The sequence below is a fragment of the Streptococcus sp. 1055 genome (genome assembly GCF_013276815.1).
GTDB classification, from domain to species: Bacteria; Bacillota; Bacilli; order Lactobacillales; family Streptococcaceae; genus Streptococcus; species Streptococcus pseudopneumoniae.
Genome location: NZ_VMLT01000083.1, coordinates 1 through 19,893 on the forward strand (window position 1 = coordinate 1; position 19,893 = coordinate 19,893).

Consider the following 19,893-nt stretch of genomic DNA (forward strand, 5'->3'; position numbering starts at 1 on the left):
GGTTGGAAGAAGAACGATATAGGCTATTGGTATGTACACTCAGACGGCTCTTATCCAAAAGACAAGTTTGAGAAGGTCAACGGCACCTGGTATTACTTCGACGGCTCAGGCTACATGCTTGCGAACCGCTGGAAGAAGCACACAGATGGTAATTGGTACTGGTTTGACCAGTCAGGTGAAATGGCGACAGGCTGGAAGAAAATCGCTGAGAAGTGGTATTATTTCGACGTAGAGGGCGCTATGAAGACAGGATGGGTCAAGTACAAGGAGACTTGGTACTACTTAGACGGTAAAGAAGGTGCCATGGTTTCAAACGCCTTCGTCCAGTCCGCAGACGGAACAGGATGGTACTACCTCAATGCAGACGGAACAATGGCAGATAAGCCAGAGTTTGAAATTGAGCCTGACGGGCTTATAACAACAAAAATAATTTAAAAATAAATAGAAAGGAAACTTTCTAAATTGTTCTTTCACCGCAGGCTCAGGCTTGCGGTTTTTTTATTTTACAAAAACACACATTTTGAACGATTAGAAAGCAAAATCACAATCCTATTGTTCAAAAAAGCGTTTACATGAAGAATATGGAGAGGAAATCGTGGTGTATTATTGTCAAAAACGGTGTTTTGTTAAAAATAAAAAACAGTGACCGAAATCACTGCTTATCAGTTGTAGCAAATTCATAAAGTTTTTCCGCTGTGAGAAGTGCCATTTTGTCCATGCTTGTTTTTCCTTTTCTGAGATCAGAAACAGTAGTCCATGGAACTCCAGCACCTTGCGAAATAGTAGATGTAGACATCGAACTGTCTAGCAATTCTTGAATAACTTTTCTCATCTTATTTGTCCTTTTTGTTTTTTAGATAAATATATACATTGATTGCAATTATAAAAATAGCTATTGCGCTGACCATTGCATTTCCTCTCTTCATTTGATAAAATAGAGGTGTGAGGGGCTTTCGCCCCAACCTCTTAGCGTTTACCTTTTTCTTTGACGGGATTTCGGTTTACGCTTTTTGTTTTGCCTTGCGACCGTTATTGCGGTCACTAGACTTGCGATAGCAGTTACCGTTTCAGGAATATTGTCTATTTCCTTTTCAAGTAACCTAAGCCAATCTTCTTTGTTCAATTTCATCACCCCCTTTCCTTATCTTGATTATATTATATCACGGTATACCGAGAAAGTCAAGAGTTTTGATGAAGTTTTTTAAAAAAACAGGGGGCAAAAAAGGGGCAAAAGTGTCGTAAACCTCTGTAAAATGATGTAAAAACATTTATTTAAAAGCTCAAAATATAGCTGTTTTAAAAGGTATTGTAAGATATAGTAAAACGATGTAAAGGTATTTGTAAAAGCCGATGAACTATAAAACCAGGCTCTTGTTTTGCGAGGTTCTTTTTTGAAATAAAAAGAGGTTGGGCAAAAAGCAATGTCATTAAGTTAAGAAATTTGGCTCTTTAAAATCAAAAACGCATAATATCCGGTGTTGACTTGAACCGTAATACTATGCGTTTTATTGTGAGAAAATTTATTTCATTTTCTCCTGAAATTGAGTTTTTACCCAGTCTCTAATGAGTTATTTCCAAGTGACCAGTTCGCTCCAAACGCTAACATTCGATATAGTAGAGGTTTCACCAGCTGGAACCCATTTGTTGGTGCCTAAGTATCTAACTTCTAGTTTACGAACGTTTACTGTGTAAGATGCTTTTAGTCTAATATAACCATAAGTGTAGGGTGGTACGTTATGGGAGACTGAGTGATTTAAACTAAGTCCAGCTCCAGACTCCGGAGCAGAAAAGCTAACACCTGCACCTACAGTCAGAGTAGCTCCAGCTTTTCCACCATAGGCAGTTGAACTTACAGGACCTGATGTGGTGCTTTTCTTGTAAGAGTGAGAGTATTTAGTTCTATAGTCTGCAACACCAGTTGCATTAGAACGAGTCTGATACGTAGATTTAGACTCTAAATAGGCGTCTCTAAGTTCAGTCGTATAAAATGACAATAACTCTCCTGTGTTGATATCTTTTACAATACGATTAGATACAATTTCATAATTTGTACCAGGATAGACATCAGCAAAAACCGTAGATGTTGTGACTAAGAATAATAGACTTGATAGTAGAGAGAAAAACAATAGTTTCAGTTTAATCATAACAAATTTCCTTTCTTCATGAGTAAAAGATTATTTTTTCAATCCTTTGAAAGTTATAATGCAACCCGAAATAATACTGAGAGTTCCTACAGGTCTCCAATATAGTTGCCAAAAGAATAAATTTATTCTTTCTTTCAGTGTCGCATAGGGTTCGGCATAATAGGGGTTGATGTGAAATAATAAAAAACCAAAACATAAAACTATGATTCCAGTTAAGAATAAAATGTCCTTATTTACTTTCCTCATAAAACCTCCTTTTATTTTATTTAAAGCGCTTTCTATTATTAGTATACGTCAAAAAAAGAAAAAAACAAGTCTATTTATTTATTTTTTTATATGGTATAATAGAATAGTTGGAGAGTTTTTATATAGCTTTAAAAGGCTGATATGAATACTTTGTATAATCTAATGATTCTTCAAAAAATTTCTTATTCAAACAAGAGCAAAGAGAAGGTGGGCTGCATATCAGAAGTTAGATGTATTTCTGTCTAACTTTTGAGGTGTAGTTCATTTTAAAACCACGAATCCTATGTGACTCGTGGTTCTTTTTTATAAACTAGTAGAGTGTTTTGGTTGTACTTTTTGTTCAGGGTCTATGTAGTTGATAGCATTATTGACAGCAGTTGGAGCTTCTCCGAGACCTGTCGCAATCAAGTCAATTTTTCCGTCATAGTAGCAGCAGTCACCAATAGCATAGATACCTGCTTGGCTGGATTCCTGTTTGCTGTTGACGATAATCTTGTGTCGGTTGAGTTCCAACCCCCAGTTTTTAAGATTACCGACAGAAGATTTGAAACCATAGTTGACAAAGAGGTGATCTAAGTCAATCGTTTCGGTTTCATCAGATTTGACTTTTGTGATTTCAAGTTTATCAATCGTGTTTCCATCTCCAAGGAGTTGGCTAGGGACGAATGGTGTCTTGATGGTCACAGATGATTCTTGCAAGGCTTGAACGCTGTGTTCCAAGGCACGGAAATTATCTCTGCGGTGAACAAGGGTAGTTGGTGCGATTTTTTCAAAAGCCAAAGTCCAATCCACAGCCGAATCTCCCCCACCAAGAATCGTCACTTTCTTACCAGCGTATTGCTGAATGTTAGAAACGTGGTAGTGGATATTTTCATAGCTCTCAACCCCTTCAAGTTCCAGCGGACGTGGTTTGAAGGCACCGCCACCCATAGCGATGATAACTGTTTTAGTCAGGTGACTTCCTTTAGAAGTTGTGATGGCAAATTCTTCTTGTTTGTCAATCTCAAGAACCGTTTCATTGAGATGAATAGGGGTATCAAAGCTGTTTAGCTGTTCAATCAAGCGGTTAGTCAATTCTTCTCCAGTCAGGTTTGGGAAGCCTGGTACGTCTAGGATTTCCTTTTCAGGGTAGAGAATAGCAGGTTGTCCACCTAGCTGGGGAAGAGAGTCGATGATTTGAACCTTGGCTTGGCGTAGGTGGGCATAAAAGGCTGCAAAAAGCCCGACAGGACCACCACCCACAATGGTAATATCATAGAGTTGAGACATAGTTTCTCCTTTGTTTTTTCTAGTCAGTTTATTTTATCATATTTTTGTTCAATGTAAAATGGACTAGGATAGGGAAAAAAATGCCAGAAAATGGTATAATAGGATGAAAGTGTTTTGATAGGGAGGATATCAGGGATGAATTTTCAACAATTATCCAATCTGCAATATTGGACCAGTTTGTTTGCAAGTCCATGGACGATAGCTATCAATCTGATTGATATTTTGATTGTTGCTTATATTTTATACCATTTTACAAAAGCTATTGCAGGAACCAAGATTATGATTTTGGTACGTGGAGTTTTGGTGTTTATTTTAGCTCAAATCCTTGCAAATATGATTGGTTTGACTACGATTTCTTGGTTAATCAATCAAATTATTACTTATGGGGTTATTGCGGCGGTTGTTATCTTCTCTCCAGAGATTCGGACTGGTTTGGAACGTTTGGGAAGAGCGACAGATTTCTTTTCCAATGCCCCTATTAGTGCTGAGGAACAGATGATTCGTGCCTTTGTTAAGTCTGTTGAATACATGAGTCCTCGTAAAATCGGGGCCTTGGTTGCTATTCAGCGTGTACGTACCTTGCAGGAGTATATTTCGACAGGAATTCCCTTGGATGCTAAGATTTCTGCAGAACTTCTCATTAACATTTTTATTCCCAACACTCCCCTACATGATGGTGCGGTGATTATCAAAGAAGAACGTATTGCTGTGACGTCTGCCTATCTGCCCTTGACAAAAAACACAGGGATTTCCAAGGAATTTGGGACCAGACACCGGGCGGCTATCGGTTTATCAGAAGTCTCAGATGCCTTGACTTTTGTCGTATCAGAGGAAACGGGAGGAATTTCGATAACCTATAATGGAAGCTTTAAGCACAACCTAACACTTGATGAATTTGAAACAGAATTACGTGAAATCTTACTTCCAAAAGAGGAAGCGGGTCTTAGTTTTAAAGAACGATTGCTAGGAGGATGGAAACATGAAAAAAAATAGTTTATATATCATATCCTCACTCTTTTTTGCTTGTGTCTTATTTGTCTATGCTACGGCGACGAATTTTCAAAACAGTACCAGTGCTAGGCAGGTAAAAACGGAAACCTATACGAATACAGTAACAAATGTTCCTATTGACATACGCTATAATAGTGATGAGTATTTTATTAGCGGTTTTGCTTCAGAAGTCTCAGTGGTCTTAACTGGTGCAAATCGCCTATCGCTAGCTAGTGAAATGCAAGAAAGCACACGTAAATTCAAGGTTACTGCTGACCTAACAGATGCCAGTGTTGGAACGATTGAAGTTCCTTTGAGCATTGAAGATTTACCCAATGGGCTGACCGCTGTGGCGACTCCGCAAAAAATTACAGTCAAGATTGGGAAGAAGGCTCAGAAGGATAAGGTAAAGGTTGTACCAGAGATTGACCCTAGTCAAATTGATAGTCGGGTACAGATTGAAAATGTTACGGTGTCAGATGAAGAAGTGTCGATTACGAGTGATCAAGAGACATTGGATAGAATTGATAAGATTATCGCTGTCTTGCCAACTAGCGAACACATAACAGGTAATTACAGTGGTTCAGTACCTTTGCAGGCAATCGACCGCAATGGTGTTGTCTTACCGACAGTTATCACTCCCTTTGATACAACAATGAAGGTAACTACAAAACCAGCAGCACCAAGTTCAAGCACATCAAATTCAACTACAAGCAGTTCATCGGAGACATCTTCGTCAACGAAAGCAACTAGTTCAAAAACGAATTAAAAATAGAAAAAGGATTTTATAAAAATGGGTAAATATTTTGGGACTGATGGAGTCCGTGGAGAAGCTAATGTGGAACTTACTCCAGAATTAGCTTTTAAGCTAGGACGTTTTGGAGGCTATGTTCTTAGTCAACATGAAACGGAAGCACCGAAAGTCTTTATAGGACGTGACACACGTATTTCAGGGGAAATGCTAGAATCTGCCTTGGTAGCTGGTCTTCTATCTGTAGGAATTCATGTATACAAACTAGGTGTTCTGGCGACACCAGCAGTAGCTTACTTGGTAAAAACTGAGGGAGCAAGCGCCGGTGTCATGATTTCTGCTAGCCACAACCCAGCCCTTGATAATGGAATCAAGTTCTTTGGCGGTGATGGCTTCAAACTAGATGACGAAAAAGAAGCAGAAATTGAAGCCTTGCTAGATGCTGCGGAAGACACTCTTCCTCGTCCAAGTGCAGAAGGCTTGGGAACTTTGGTAGATTATCCAGAAGGCTTGCGTAAGTATGAAGGCTACCTTGTTTCAACTGGAACTCCTCTTGAAGGAATGAAGGTTGCCTTGGATACAGCTAATGGTGCAGCTTCTACAAGTGCCCGTCAAATCTTTGCAGCCCTTGGTGCTCAGTTGACTGTTATAGGGGAAACACCAGATGGTCTTAACATCAACCTTAATGTTGGTTCAACCCACCCAGAAACCCTTCAAGAAGTGGTCAAAGAAAGCGGCTCAGCTATTGGTTTGGCCTTTGATGGAGACAGTGACCGTTTGATTGCTGTTGATGAAAATGGCGACATCGTCGATGGTGACAAGATTATGTACATCATTGGGAAATACCTTTCTGAAAAAGGACAATTGGCTCAAAATACAATTGTGACAACTGTTATGTCTAACCTTGGTTTCCACAAGGCCTTGGATCGCGAAGGTATTAACAAGGTAGTCACTGCAGTTGGCGACCGCTACGTTGTTGAAGAAATGCGAAAATCAGGCTACAACCTCGGTGGTGAACAATCTGGGCACGTTATCTTGATGGACTACAATACAACAGGTGATGGTCAATTATCCGCTGTCCAATTGACAAAAATCATGAAGGAAACTGGTAAGAGCTTGTCAGAGTTGGCAGCAGAAGTAACCATCTATCCACAAAAATTAGTCAATATCCGAGTGGAAAATGCCGTGAAGGAAAAGGCTATGGAAGTGCCAGCTATCAAGGCTATCATCGAGAAGATGGAAGAAGAAATGGCAGGGAATGGTCGTATCTTAGTACGCCCAAGTGGAACAGAGCCCCTCTTGCGTGTTATGGCAGAAGCGCCTACCACAGAAGAAGTTGACTACTATGTTGATACCATCGCAGACGTAGTTCGAGCTGAAATTGAGATGGACTAAAACTTAGAAAACTAGATGAAAATAAAAAATTATGGTACAATAGCTTATAATATTGTAGCCGAGGGAGAAAGATATGAATCTTAAACGTGAACAAGAATTTGTTAGTCAGTATCATTTTGATGCGCGTAATTTTGAATGGGAAAATGAAAATGGAGCTCCTGAAACTAAGGTGGATGTGAACTTCCAATTGCTCCAACATAATCAAGAAAATCAAGTGACTTCCTTGATTGTCATCTTGACATTTATGATTGTATTTGATAAGTTTGTCATCAGTGGAACCATTTCACAGGTAAATCATATCGATGGCCGTATTGTCAATGAACCAAGTGAATTGAGCCAAGAAGAAGTGGAAACTTTGGCTCGTCCATGTTTGAATATGCTCAACCGTTTGACTTACGAAGTAACTGAAATTGCATTAGACTTACCAGGAATCAATTTGGAGTTCTAATATGAAACTAGCTGTTATCACAGATTCTTCTGCCTATCTCAGTGCAGAGACCTTGCAAAGAGAAGATTTGTATGTCTTGGATATTCCTGTCAATATTGATGGTGAGGAGTATGTCGAAGGCATCAATCTGACTGCTGAGGAATTTTACCCAAAAATGGCTCAGGCTTCTGAATTGCCTAAGACCAGTCAACCAAGTATTGCCAAGTTAGATGAGATCTTAACTTCGCTCAAAGAACAAGGTTATACACATGCCTTGGGGCTGTTCCTATCTTCTGGAATTTCAGGTTTTTACCAAAATATTCAGTATATGGTGGATGACTATGAAGGTTTAACCATTGCTTTCCCAGACACTTTGATTACAAGCGCTCCCCTAGGCATCATGGTTGAAAGCGTCTTTAACTGGCGAGATCAGGGCGATGATTTTGCTATCATTCAGGATAAGCTAGCTATTCAAATCAGCCGTACGTCAGCTTTTATCATGGTAGATGACCTGGATCATTTGGTAAAAGGTGGGCGCCTTTCAAATGGGGCTGCCATTTTGGGCAATTTGCTTAGCATTAAGCCAATCCTTTATTTTAACGATCAAGGTGTGATTGAAGTTTACGAAAAAGTTCGTACGGAAAAGAAAGCAACCAAGCGCTTGATTGAAATCATCAAGGAAACAACGGCTTCAGGCCAATATCGGGTCATTGTCATTCATGGGAATGCTCCTGAAAAGGCTGAAGAATTGCGTCAGCACTTGATTGAATCTGGATTAAGTTCAGATGTTTCGCTTGCTACATTCGGTAGTGTCATTGGAACCCACCTAGGAGCAGGAAGTATTGCTCTGGGTTATATTCCAGTGATTTAGTTGGCACTTTTAGGCTAGTTAAGATGCCTTGTATCTTAGCAATTGAACACGGACTACCTGCCTCTTGAAAAAAGATGCCTGTCTTGCCTTTCGTGGCAAGTCAGCGTCATTCCCTATTTTTCATGGGCAGCTAAGGTCCTTTGTATCTTGATAATTGAACACGCCTGGGACCCTGTGTGAAAAAGATAGTTCTTCCAAGGAGTAGACACTTCTTGATCAGAATTCCTATTTTCACTTTGTGTTCTTACAGGCCTTGTATCTTAGACAGGAGTAGAGATGAGTATTCGAGTAATTATTGCTGGTTTTAAGGGAAAGATGGGTCAAGCTGCTTGTCAGATGGTCTTGGCTGATCCAGACTTGGACTTGGTAGCAGTTTTGGATCCTTTTGAGTCTGAGTCAGAATGGCAGGGAATTCCTGTTTTCAAGGATAAGGCTGATTTAGCAGGCTTTGAAGCGGATGTTTGGGTAGATTTTACAACTCCAGCTGTTGCCTATGAAAATACACGCTTTGCTCTTGAAAATGGTTTTGCTCCAGTAGTTGGAACGACTGGTTTCACGAGTGAAGAAATTACAGAGCTAAAAGTATTTTCTCGTGCCCAAGATTTGGGTGGCTTGATCGCTCCAAATTTTGCCTTGGGTGCTGTCTTGCTTATGCAATTTGCAAGGCAGGCTGCTAAATATTTCCCCAATGTGGAGATTATCGAGCTCCATCATGACAAGAAAAAGGATGCTCCGAGTGGAACAGCTATTAAAACGGCTGAGTTAATGGCAGAAGTTCGAGAGTCTATTCAGCAAGGTGCGCCTGATGAGGAAGAATTGATTGCAGGTGCCCGTGGTGCTGACTTTGATGGCATGCGGATTCACTCAGTTCGTTTACCAGGCTTGGTAGCCCATCAGGAAGTCATCTTTGGCAATCAGGGAGAAGGATTGACGCTCCGTCATGACTCCTATGATCGCAGCTCCTTCATGACAGGGGTGAATTTGGGAATTAAAGAAGTTGTCAAGCGTCATGAGCTTGTCTATGGATTAGAACACTTATTATGAGATTAACGCAAATGCCTTCTGAATTTCAGAAGGCTTTACCAGTATTAGAAAAAATTAAAGAAGCAGGTTTTGAGGCCTATTTTGTTGGAGGTTCTGTTCGAGATGCCCTTCTCAATCGCCCTATCCATGATGTGGATATTGCGACGTCTTCTTATCCAGAAGAGACCAAGCAGATTTTTCCGCGAACAGCCGATATCGGAATCGAGCATGGAACCGTCTTGGTCTTAGATGGGGATGAGGAGTATGAGGTAACCACCTTTCGGACAGAAGATGTCTATGTGGACTATCGCAGACCCAGTGCGGTTTCCTTTGTTCGCTCGCTAGAAGAAGACCTTAAGCGCCGTGATTTTACAGTCAATGCCTTTGCCTTGGATGAGACAGGGGAAATCATTGACTTGTTTCATGGTTTAGAAGATTTGGAAAAGCAAGTCTTACGAGCGGTTGGAGTGGCTAGTGAGCGTTTCAACGAAGATGCTCTACGAATTATGCGTGGTTTCCGTTTTCAGGCTAGTCTTGGCTTTGAATTTGAGCCAGAAACCTTTAAAGCTATGAAGACATTGACGCCACTTTTGGAGAAAATTTCTGTGGAGCGTACCTTCGTTGAGTTTGATAAACTCTTGCTGGCTCCATTTTGGAGAAGGGGCTTGGCTTCCATGATTGAGAGTCAAGCTTATGACTATCTCCCTGATCTGGCATCTAGCCAAGACAAACTTAACAGACTGTTTGATTTAGAGACTGATTTCACCTTTGAATCTTCAGAGCAAGCTTGGGCGGCTCTACTGTGGGCTTTGGAGATTGAAAATGCGCAGCCATTTTTGAAAGCTTGGAAGACCTCACGTCAGTTTGCTAAGCAAGTTCAGGATTTGCTGACTATTTTGGCCTTGCGTGAAAAGGGAGAATTGAGCAAGCGCGATTGTTATCGCTTTGACTTGGAGTTGCTTTTACAGGCTGAAAATCTTCGTCAGACCCAGGGAAAACCAGTCAACCCACAAGTCATAACAGAAACCTATCAGAGTTTGACCATTCATGACAAGAAAGAAATTCAGATTAATGGTGGCATTTTGATCAAGGAATATGGTTATCAGCCGGGACCAGACTTGGGAGAGATTTTAACAGAGATTGAGTATGCCATTGTCGATGGAGAATTGGAAAATGACCGACAAGCCATCCATGCTTATCTGAGGGAGAAGAAATGAGTGATTTTATCGTTGAAAAACTAAGTAAATCTGTCGGTGATAAGACCGTTTTTAGGGATATTTCCTTTATCATCCATGACCTAGACAGAATTGGTTTGATTGGTGTCAATGGAACAGGGAAGACCACCCTTTTAGATGTTCTTTCTGGCGTTTCTGGCTTTGATGGGGATGTCAGTCCCTTTTCGGCTAAGAATGATTACCAGATTGGTTATTTGACTCAAGATCCTGATTTTGATGATAGCAAGACGGTCTTGGATACGGTTCTTTCCAGCGACCTCAAGGAAATCCAGCTCATTCGTGAGTATGAGTTGATCATGCTCAACTACAGTGAGGACAAGCAGGCGCGTTTGGAACGGGTCATGGCTGAAATGGACTCTCTCCAAGCTTGGGAAATCGAGAGTCAGGTCAAGACTGTTCTCAGCAAGCTGGGGATTCAGGACTTATCTACTCCTGTTGGGGAATTGTCAGGTGGTCTAAGAAGACGGGTCCAGTTGGCGCAAGTTCTTCTTGGTAATCACGACCTCTTGCTGCTGGATGAGCCAACCAACCATCTGGATATTGCGACTATTGAGTGGCTGACCCTCTTTTTAAAAAATTCTAAGAAGACAGTTCTCTTTATCACTCACGATCGTTATTTCTTGGATGCTTTGTCAACTCGGATTTTCGAGTTGGATCGAGCTGGATTGACCGAGTATCAAGGGAATTATCAGGACTATGTTCGCCTTAAGGCGGAACAGGACGAGCGTGACGCAGCTCTTCTCCACAAAAAAGAACAACTCTATAAGCAGGAATTGGCCTGGATGCGTAGACAACCGCAGGCGCGTGCGACCAAGCAGCAGGCTCGTATCAATCGTTTCCACGACCTGAAAAAGGAAGTTTCAGGCAATACTGATGAGACAGACTTGACCATGAACTTTGAAACCAGTCGGATTGGGAAAAAGGTCATCGAGTTTCAGGATGTTTCCTTTGCCTATGAAAACAAGCCTATTTTGCAAGATTTTAATCTCTTGGTGCAAGCCAAAGACCGCATCGGAATCGTTGGGGATAACGGTGTTGGGAAATCAACCCTGCTCAATCTAATTGCAGGCAGCCTTGAGCCGACAGCAGGTCAAGTTGTGATAGGGGAAACTGTTCGCATCGCCTATTTCTCTCAGCAAATTAAGGGCTTGGATGAAAGTAAGCGAGTGATCAATTACCTGCAGGAAGTGGCAGAAGAGGTCAAAACCAGTGGTGGTTCTACGACTTCCATTGCAGAGTTGCTGGAGCAGTTCCTTTTCCCACGTTCGACGCATGGAACCTTGATTGAGAAATTGTCTGGGGGAGAGAAAAAACGTCTTTATCTCCTCAAACTGCTTTTGGAAAAACCAAATGTTCTTCTCTTGGACGAGCCGACCAATGATTTGGATATTGCTACTCTTACAGTTTTGGAGAATTTCTTACAAGGCTTTGCTGGTCCAGTTTTGACTGTTAGTCACGACCGCTATTTCTTGGATAAGGCAGCGACTAAGATTCTGGCTTTTGAGGATGGCAAGATTTGTCCTTTCTTTGGTCATTATACCGACTATCTTGATGAAAAAGTCTTTGAAACAGAGATGGCCAATCAAGTGCAAAAGGCTGAAAAGGAGAAAGTGGTCAAGGTTCGTGAAGGCAAGAAACGCATGACCTACCAAGAAAAGCAGGAGTGGGCAAGCATTGAAGGCGATATTGAAGCCTTGGAAAACCGTATCGCTGCTATTGAAGAGGAAATGCAGGCTAACGGCTCTGACTTTGGTAAGCTGGCTACTCTCCAAAAAGAATTGGATGAGAAAAATGAAGCACTCCTTGAAAAATACGAACGCTATGAGTATCTCAGTGACTTTGATAGTTAGAAGAATAGAAAAAGCCCGTCTCATGACAGGATTTCTCTATTCTTTTTTTGTTTCCTGGTGGAAGACATTTTGCCAAGTTTCGTGGCGACGCCAGATACTGGTATGGACGATACCATCTAATTCATAGCAGATGAGTTTGGTCTTTTGACTGATGGAAGTGATTTGGATGTCCTTGATAGCTGAATTCAAGTCTTTTTCTGCTTTATAGGCCTCTTTATCCATCTGCTTTCCGTCTTGGCGAATATAGACAAAATCGTCAGCTAAGAGTTCTTCCAGTTGATTTCCTTGGTCAATCAATTGTTCACGCATGAGCAATTTTTTATAGACATTGTCTAAAATTTCATCCTCAGGGATAGGCGCTGGCTCAATATGGACATCGGTATCAAAAACCCCAAAACGTTCCTCCAGCATAGACTCGACCTGATCCGCGATTTCATGACTCTCAAAAACAGACAGGTCAGGGTTCATCTCTAGTGTAATATCCAGGTAGATGTTGCTACCGTAGGTACGACCTCTTTGGGACTTAACCTTGCTGATTTTGGGAATTTCCATGATGGCCTTTTGATAATCCTCAAGCAGACGGTCGTCAAAGCCATCCGAAAGGCTAAAGGAAGACTCGATGAAGATATCATAGGCAGTCTTTAAGATAAAGAAAGTGATGATGATAGCAACCAGTTTATCCACAATGGGATAATTGAAACTACTAGCTAGGATGGCAATGGTGGTTCCAAGTGAGGTGACAGCATCAGAAAGATTGTCCTTTGCTGCGGCCTTCAGTGCCTTGGAGTTGGATTTCTTACTGAGGCGAGTATTGTAGAGATAGACCACAAACATGATCGCTGCAGACATAATTCCTAGAGTTGCACCCAGAGGATCAATGACCGTTTCTTCACGACTGAGAATCTTTTGAATGGTATCCCTTAGAACATCAAAGCCAACATAGAACATGATGATGGAAGTGATTAAGCTAGCCAAATCCTCAATCTTCCAGTGGCCAAAACGGTGGTCTCGGTCAGCAGGCTGGCGTGCCATCCTGATTCCAATCAAGAGGGCCACATTTCCAATGATGTCCGACACGTTGTTGAAACCATCGGCCACCAAACTGGATGAATGAAGAAGATGGCCAGTAGCCAATTTCGCTGCAGACAAGAGCAGGTAGGTTGAAATACTGATAATGGCACCACGTTCAGCTAACTTGAGATTTGAGATAGATTGCTTCATTCAACTTCCTTTCTAGTCATATAGCATTCTACCATTATACTGGTTTTCAAGGGAAAATTCAAATAAGGTAGTTTTTACTCTTTTAAAACTACCCAAAATTTGGTATAATAGTACTACTCAAGGGAGTAGCTGGCAGAAACCTGTGATAGTGTCGTCATTCCGAATTTTATACTGAAAAGTATGCTTTCCGGCACTATCTTAAACAGCGAGACTTGTTATGATTAACAGGTCTCTTTTTGTTTGTCGTGAAAAGATACGATGAGAAAAAGAGAGCCTGTTTTGCACACAATGTCAAGGAGGAGACACATGTCAAAAGAACAAAAACGCCAAGCGTTTTACACTCAGAGTCCTGAAGAGGTCTTGCAGGCTGTGGATGCGACCGAGCAAGGTTTGTCATCAAGTGAGGCAGAAAAACGCCTTGCCGAATTTGGTCACAATGAACTCGAAGAAGGCGAGAAACGATCAATCCTAGTCAAGTTCATCGAGCAATTTAAGGATTTGATGATTATTATCCTAGTTGCGGCAGCTATCTTGTCAGTCGTGACTTCTGGTGGAGAAGATATCGCAGATGCCATTATCATCCTAGCCGTGGTTATCATCAACGCTGCCTTTGGTGTTTACCAAGAAGGAAAAGCCGAAGAAGCTATCGAAGCCCTCAAATCCATGTCTAGCCCTGCTGCCCGAGTACTTCGTGATGGGCATATGGCGGAGATTGACTCTAAAGAATTAGTACCAGGTGATATCGTTGCCCTTGAAGCAGGTGATGTGGTACCAGCAGACTTACGTTTGCTAGAAGCCAATTCTCTTAAAATCGAAGAAGCAGCTTTGACAGGTGAGTCTGTGCCAGTCGAAAAAGACTTGTCAGTCGAGCTTGCGACAGATGCTGGTATCGGTGATCGTGTCAACATGGCCTTCCAAAACTCAAACGTGACCTATGGTCGTGGGATGGGTGTTGTTGTCAATACAGGGATGTACACTGAAGTTGGTCATATCGCTGGTATGCTTCAAGATGCGGATGAGACAGATACACCACTCAAACAAAACTTGAACAACCTTTCTAAGGTCTTGACCTATGCTATCTTGGTCATTGCCCTTGTTACTTTTGTAGTGGGTGTCTTCATTCAAGGGAAAAGTCCACTTGGTGAGTTGTTGACTTCTGTTGCCCTTGCCGTTGCAGCCATTCCAGAAGGACTTCCTGCTATCGTTACCATCGTTCTTTCCCTTGGTACTCAAGTTTTGGCCAAACGCCATTCCATCGTTCGTAAGTTGCCAGCAGTAGAAACACTTGGTTCAACTGAAATTATCGCTTCTGATAAGACTGGTACACTGACTATGAACAAGATGACAGTCGAAAAAGTCTTCTACGATGCAGTCCTACATGACTCAGCTGATGATATTGAACTGGGTCTTGAAATGCCCCTACTTCGTTCAGTTGTCTTGGCTAATGATACGAAAATCGATGTGGAAGGCAACCTGATTGGTGACCCAACCGAAACAGCCTTTATCCAATATGCCTTGGACAAGGGCTACGATGTTAAAGGTTTCTTAGAGAAATATCCTCGTGTAGCTGAATTGCCATTTGACTCTGAACGTAAGCTCATGTCAACAGTTCATCCACTTGCAGATGGACGCTTCCTCGTAGCTGTTAAAGGTGCGCCAGACCAACTTTTGAAACGTTGTGTTCTCCGTGACAAAGCTGGGGATATTGCTCCGATTGACGAGAAGGTTACAAACCTCATTCACACAAACAACTCTGAAATGGCTCACCAAGCCTTGCGTGTCCTTGCAGGTGCTTATAAGATTATTGACAGCATTCCAGAAAATCTCACTTCTGAAGAGCTTGAAAATGATTTAATCTTCACTGGTTTGATTGGTATGATTGACCCTGAACGTCCTGAGGCAGCTGAGGCTGTTCGTGTGGCTAAGGAAGCTGGAATTCGTCCAATCATGATTACAGGTGACCACCAAGACACCGCAGAAGCTATTGCCAAACGTTTGGGAATCATTGATGCAAACGATACAGAAGACCACGTTTTAACTGGTGCTGAGCTCAACGAATTATCTGATGAAGACTTTGAAAAAGTTGTTGGTCAATACTCTGTTTATGCCCGTGTGTCTCCAGAGCACAAGGTTCGTATCGTCAAGGCTTGGCAAAAACAAGGTAAGGTCGTTGCCATGACAGGTGACGGTGTCAATGATGCCCCAGCTCTGAAAACAGCAGACATCGGTATCGGTATGGGAATCACTGGTACAGAGGTTTCTAAGGGGGCTTCTGATATGATTCTTGCAGATGATAACTTTGCGACTATTATCGTCGCAGTGGAAGAAGGACGTAAGGTCTTCTCAAACATTCAAAAGACTATTCAGTACCTACTTTCTGCCAATACTGCTGAAGTATTAACCATCTTCCTATCAACCTTGTTTGGTTGGGATGTCTTACAGCCGGTTCATCTTTTGTGGATCAACTTGGTAACGGATACCTTCCCAGCTATCGCTCTTGGTGTTGAACCTGCGGAGCCTGGTGTCATGAATCATAAACCACGTGGACGCAAGGCAAGCTTCTTCTCAGGTGGTGTTTTGAGTTCTATCATTTATCAAGGTGTACTCCAAGCAGCTCTTGTTATGAGTGTTTATGGCCTTGCGATTGCTTACCCAGTTCATGTGGGTGACAATCATGCCATTCATGCAGATGCCCTAACGATGGCCTTTGCAACCCTTGGTTTGATTCAGCTCTTCCATGCTTACAATGTCAAGTCTGTCTACCAATCCATCTTGACAGTTGGTCCATTCAAGTCTAAGACCTTTAACTGGTCCATCTTGGTATCCTTTATCCTTCTCATGGCAACAATCGTTGTAGAACCGCTTGAAGGAATCTTCCACGTAACCAAACTAGACTTGTCACAATGGGGAATTGTTATGGCTGGAAGCTTCTCAATGATTATCATCGTCGAAATCGTTAAGTTTATTCAACGCAAACTCGGTTTTGACAAGAATGCGATTTAAGGGAGGTTTCGGATGTCAGCATATCAATTACCGACCGTATGGCAGGATGAAGCTAGTAATCAAGGAGCCTTTACGGGCTTAAATAAACCAACAGCAGGTGCCCGTTTCGAACAAAACTTGCCAAAAGGAGAACAAGCTTTTCAGCTTTATTCACTGGGAACACCAAATGGTGTGAAGGTCACTATCTTATTGGAAGAATTACTAGAGGCTGGTTTTAAGGAAACGGCTTACGACTTGTATAAGATTGCTATCATGGATGGGGATCAATTTGGTTCAGACTTCGTAAAGCTCAATCCAAATTCCAAGATTCCAGCCTTGTTGGACCAGTCAGGAACTGAAGAAGTAAGAGTCTTTGAATCTGCTCATATTCTCCTTTATCTTGCTGAGAAATTTGGAGCCTTTCTACCAAGTAATCCTGTGGAAAAGGTAGAAGTTTTGAATTGGCTATTCTGGCAAGCTGGGGCTGCACCTTTTCTAGGTGGGGGATTTGGACATTTCTTTAATTATGCCCCTGAAAAATTGGAATATCCTATTAACCGTTTTACGATGGAAGTGAAACGCCAGTTGGATTTATTGGATAAGGAATTGACTCAGAAACCTTATATTGCAGGCAATGACTATACGATTGCAGATATTGCCATCTGGTCTTGGTATGGACAGTTAGTTCAAGGAAAACTTTACCAAGGTTCTGCAAAATTCTTGGATGCCTCAAGTTACCAGAATTTAGTAAAATGGGCAGAAAAAATTGCCAATCGTCCAGCTGTTAAGCGTGGGATGGAAGTAATTTATAAAGAAATTAATACTCTTTGAAAATCTCTTCAAACCACGTCAGCGTCGCCTTGCCGTANNCAGTGTTTTGAGCAACCTGTGCTAGCTTCCTAGTTTGTTTTTTGATTTTCATTGAGTATAAGTAGCAAAAAAGTCATCTTCGGATGGCTTTTTGCTACAGTTGAGGGAAAGGGCTTGCAGTTATCGGCTTTTGTGCTATAATTGTTATAATATAGTAAAAAACAAGAGGAGTGTGAGGAAGTGGAAAAGAAAATTGTAAAAGATATTTTGTTTTTATCTCAGGTATCTCAGCCGGCAAGTCAGGAAGACCTTTATCTTGCCAGAGATTTGCAGGATACACTCTTAGCAAATCGTGAGACCTGCATTGGTCTAGCTGCCAATATGATTGGGGTGCAAAAGCGCGTGATTATCTTTAATCTTGGCTTGGTTCCCGTGGTCATGTTTAACCCAGTGCTTCTGTCCTTTGAAGGATCCTATGAGGCAGAAGAAGGCTGTTTGTCCTTGGTAGGTGTGAGATCAACTAAGCGTTATGAAACCATAAGGCTTGCCTATCGTGACAGCAAGTGGCAGGAACAGACCATTACCTTGACAGGCTTCCCAGCTCAGATTTGCCAGCATGAGCTGGATCACTTGGAAGGACGAATCATTTAGGAGGAAAGCAAATGAAACGAATAGTCTTTGAACTTATTTTTATCGCAACGACCTGGTATATCTTTTTACCGCCCCTTAACCTGACCAGCTGGGAATTTCTCTTCTTCCTCTGTGGGCATTTGTTAGTTGTGGCAATCTTATTTGGCTTTGGCAAGGGGATAAACCTTGTCAAAACGGTTCATGTGCGCCACGGTAAGGCGGAAGCTGCCTTAAATCTTGAGGGTTTCAAAATCAATCGGTTAGGGAAAATTCTGTTAGCTTCGATTGGAGGAATTCTTCTCTTGGCAGCTTTGGTTTCCTTGGTAACTTCCAGCATGTTTCAGGCTAAAAATTATGCCAATGTAGTCACGGTTACGGAAAAAGACTTTACTGAATTTCCTAAGAGTGACACCAGTAAGGTTCCTATCTTAGATAGAAGTACTGCTGAAAAAATTGGTGACCGCTACTTGGGTTCCCTAACAGATAAGGTGTCGCAGTACGTAGCGGCAGATACCTATACCCAATTGACAATTGATGGGAAACCTTATCGAGTGACGCCACTAGAATACGCAGACCCTATCAAGTGGTTTAACAATCAAGCCAAGGGAATCGGTGAGTATATCAAGGTGGACATGGTAACTGGAAATGCGGATTTGGTGGGCTTGAAGACACCAATCAAGTATTCAGACTCGGAGTATTTTAACCGTGATGTCAAACGTCACCTGCGCTTGAAGTACCCGACCAAAATCTTTAAAACTCCATCTTTTGAGGTGGACGATGAGGGCAATCCTTTCTATGTAGCAACGGTTTACCAAAAGCAATTTGGACTTGCGGTTCCTCGTCCTGCTTCAGTCATTATCTTGGATGCTACAAATGGAGAAACCAAGGAATACAGCTTATCAGATGTTCCAGAATGGGTGGATAGGATCTATCCAGCAGAGGAAACCATTGAGCAAATCAACTACAACGGCAAGTACAAGGACGGTTTCTTGAATGCCATGATTTCCAAGAAAAATGTGACCCAGACTACCAATGGCTATAATTACTTGTCTATCGGTAATGACATCTATCTCTACACAGGTGTGACGTCGGCTAATGCGGATGAGAGTAATCTTGGTTTCATCCTTGAAAATATGCGAACAGGAGAAATTACTAAGTATAGCTTGGCTTCTGCGACAGAAGAATCAGCCCGTGAATCAGCAGAAGGTGCTGTTCAGGAGAAATCCTACAAAGCAACCTTCCCAATCCTCATCAACCTCAATGACAAGCCTTTCTACATCATGGGTTTGAAGGACAATGCTGGCTTGGTCAAAGAGTATGCTCTAGTAGACGCAGTCGAGTACCAAAATGTTATCGTAGCTACTACAGTGGAAGAGATGCTCAGCAAGTATGCCAATAAAAACGACCTTGAAATTGACAATGCAACGACAGAAAGCATCAAGGGAGTAGTAGCAGACCTCAAATCAGCTGTTATCAAGGGCGACACCGTCTACTTCTTTAAAGTTGATGGCAAGATTTACAAGGTTAAGGCCTCAGTATCAGATGACCTTCCTTACCTTGAAAATGGTAGAACCTTCGAAGGTCAAGTAGGAAAAGACAGCTATCTCAAGACCTTTAAAGTACAGTAATACTCTGCGAAAATCTCTTCAAACCACGTCAACTTTATCTGCAACCTCAAAGCTGTGCTTTGAGCAACCTGCGGCTAGTTTCCTAGTTTGTTCTTTGATTTTCATTGAGTATAAAAAAGGTTTATTTAAGAAATATATGTTATAATAAAATAAATTAAGACTAATGGAGGACAAAGAAATGGGTTTTTATTTGATGCTTGCTTCAATGCTACTTGGACTGCTCGCTTTGAAGATAGGTTTTTCTCAGTTCAAGGAGAAAAAAGATAAATTCTTATCTATCTTAACAAGTTTAGCTGGCGCAGCCCTTGTTCTCGTGGCTATCTGGTTAGGATGGCCCAAATAAATAGAGAAGCCTCGGTCAAACCGAGGTTTTTCATACTCTTCGAAAATCTCTTCAAACCGCGTCAGCTTCGCCTTGCCG

Annotated in this window: 18 protein-coding genes and 1 pseudogene; 14 read left to right on the top strand and 5 right to left on the bottom strand. The window is 41.7% G+C overall.

What is annotated here, in order from left to right:
• Positions 1 to 435: pseudogene (locus HT699_RS07520) on the top strand (N-acetylmuramoyl-L-alanine amidase family protein); the annotation flags it as partial.
• A 217-nt stretch (positions 436 to 652) separates the two neighbouring features.
• On the opposite strand, the gene HT699_RS07525 reads toward HT699_RS07520, so the two are convergent.
• The 4 genes from HT699_RS07525 to HT699_RS07540 all read right to left on the bottom strand — a co-directional run bounded on the left by HT699_RS07525 (position 653) and on the right by HT699_RS07540 (position 3,659).
• The gene (locus tag HT699_RS07525) at positions 653 to 832 is read right to left on the bottom strand and encodes a hypothetical protein (RefSeq protein WP_001233346.1); all 180 of its coding nucleotides are present in this window, start codon (positions 830 to 832) and stop codon (positions 653 to 655) included.
• Between the two features lie 141 nt (positions 833 to 973).
• Positions 974 to 1,129: a hypothetical protein gene (locus HT699_RS07530; protein WP_164496828.1), complete on the bottom strand. Its 156-nt coding sequence runs from the start codon at positions 1,127 to 1,129 to the stop codon at positions 974 to 976.
• A gap of 439 nt (positions 1,130 to 1,568) precedes the next feature.
• Positions 1,569 to 2,144 (bottom strand): hypothetical protein, encoded by a 576-nt coding sequence (locus tag HT699_RS07535; RefSeq protein ID WP_000593540.1) that lies wholly within the window; start codon positions 2,142 to 2,144, stop codon positions 1,569 to 1,571.
• Between the two features lie 549 nt (positions 2,145 to 2,693).
• Positions 2,694 to 3,659 carry an NAD(P)/FAD-dependent oxidoreductase gene (locus HT699_RS07540; RefSeq protein WP_138702737.1) on the bottom strand — a complete coding sequence of 322 codons (966 nt, stop codon included), beginning with the start codon at positions 3,657 to 3,659 and terminating at the stop codon, positions 2,694 to 2,696.
• Positions 3,660 to 3,794: 135 nt separating this feature from the next.
• On the opposite strand from HT699_RS07540, the gene cdaA reads away from it, so the two are divergent.
• The 8 genes from cdaA (at position 3,795) to HT699_RS07580 (ending at position 12,201) form a co-directional block, all read left to right on the top strand.
• Entirely contained in the window at positions 3,795 to 4,652 is an 858-nt protein-coding gene (gene cdaA, locus HT699_RS07545) for a diadenylate cyclase CdaA (protein WP_001011065.1), read from the top strand.
• Positions 4,639 to 5,418 carry a CdaR family protein gene (locus HT699_RS07550; protein ID WP_000742288.1) on the top strand — a complete coding sequence of 260 codons (780 nt, stop codon included), beginning with the start codon at positions 4,639 to 4,641 and terminating at the stop codon, positions 5,416 to 5,418. Before cdaA ends, HT699_RS07550 begins: the two co-directional genes overlap by 14 nt.
• A gap of 24 nt (positions 5,419 to 5,442) precedes the next feature.
• Entirely contained in the window at positions 5,443 to 6,795 is a 1,353-nt protein-coding gene (gene glmM / locus HT699_RS07555) for a phosphoglucosamine mutase (RefSeq protein ID WP_172934227.1), read from the top strand.
• 73 nt (positions 6,796 to 6,868) lie between these two features.
• The gene (locus HT699_RS07560; RefSeq protein ID WP_001050094.1) at positions 6,869 to 7,243 is read left to right on the top strand and encodes a DUF1149 family protein; all 375 of its coding nucleotides are present in this window, start codon (positions 6,869 to 6,871) and stop codon (positions 7,241 to 7,243) included.
• Between the two features lies 1 nt (position 7,244).
• Entirely contained in the window at positions 7,245 to 8,093 is an 849-nt protein-coding gene (locus HT699_RS07565; protein ID WP_023933188.1) for a DegV family protein, read from the top strand.
• Between the two features lie 276 nt (positions 8,094 to 8,369).
• On the top strand, positions 8,370 to 9,137 hold the full coding sequence (gene dapB, locus HT699_RS07570) for a 4-hydroxy-tetrahydrodipicolinate reductase (RefSeq protein ID WP_000027869.1): 768 nt from the start codon (positions 8,370 to 8,372) through the stop codon (positions 9,135 to 9,137).
• Positions 9,134 to 10,333: a CCA tRNA nucleotidyltransferase gene (locus tag HT699_RS07575; protein WP_138706060.1), complete on the top strand. Its 1,200-nt coding sequence runs from the start codon at positions 9,134 to 9,136 to the stop codon at positions 10,331 to 10,333. Before dapB ends, HT699_RS07575 begins: the two co-directional genes overlap by 4 nt.
• The gene (locus HT699_RS07580; protein ID WP_138706059.1) at positions 10,330 to 12,201 is read left to right on the top strand and encodes an ABC-F family ATP-binding cassette domain-containing protein; all 1,872 of its coding nucleotides are present in this window, start codon (positions 10,330 to 10,332) and stop codon (positions 12,199 to 12,201) included. Before HT699_RS07575 ends, HT699_RS07580 begins: the two co-directional genes overlap by 4 nt.
• A gap of 36 nt (positions 12,202 to 12,237) precedes the next feature.
• On the opposite strand, the gene mntE is transcribed toward HT699_RS07580, so the two are convergent.
• Positions 12,238 to 13,422 (bottom strand): CDF family manganese efflux transporter MntE, encoded by a 1,185-nt coding sequence (gene mntE / locus HT699_RS07585; protein ID WP_000813943.1) that lies wholly within the window; start codon positions 13,420 to 13,422, stop codon positions 12,238 to 12,240.
• 306 nt (positions 13,423 to 13,728) lie between these two features.
• On the opposite strand from mntE, the gene HT699_RS07590 reads away from it, so the two are divergent.
• The 5 genes from HT699_RS07590 (at position 13,729) to HT699_RS07610 (ending at position 19,815) form a co-directional block, all read left to right on the top strand.
• Positions 13,729 to 16,425, top strand: coding sequence for a cation-translocating P-type ATPase (locus HT699_RS07590; RefSeq protein ID WP_172934228.1), 2,697 nt, complete (start codon positions 13,729 to 13,731; stop codon positions 16,423 to 16,425).
• Positions 16,426 to 16,437: 12 nt separating this feature from the next.
• Positions 16,438 to 17,235 carry a glutathione-dependent disulfide-bond oxidoreductase gene (yghU, locus tag HT699_RS07595; RefSeq protein WP_001277397.1) on the top strand — a complete coding sequence of 266 codons (798 nt, stop codon included), beginning with the start codon at positions 16,438 to 16,440 and terminating at the stop codon, positions 17,233 to 17,235.
• Positions 17,236 to 17,454: 219 nt separating this feature from the next.
• The gene (locus HT699_RS07600) at positions 17,455 to 17,865 is read left to right on the top strand and encodes a peptide deformylase (RefSeq protein WP_000412227.1); all 411 of its coding nucleotides are present in this window, start codon (positions 17,455 to 17,457) and stop codon (positions 17,863 to 17,865) included.
• An 11-nt stretch (positions 17,866 to 17,876) separates the two neighbouring features.
• Complete coding sequence (locus HT699_RS07605; protein ID WP_138706058.1) at positions 17,877 to 19,472, top strand: hypothetical protein; 1,596 nt, start codon at positions 17,877 to 17,879, stop codon at positions 19,470 to 19,472.
• 178 nt (positions 19,473 to 19,650) lie between these two features.
• Positions 19,651 to 19,815 carry a YczI family protein gene (locus tag HT699_RS07610; protein ID WP_000508264.1) on the top strand — a complete coding sequence of 55 codons (165 nt, stop codon included), beginning with the start codon at positions 19,651 to 19,653 and terminating at the stop codon, positions 19,813 to 19,815.
• Positions 19,816 to 19,893: the final 78 nt, after the last annotated feature.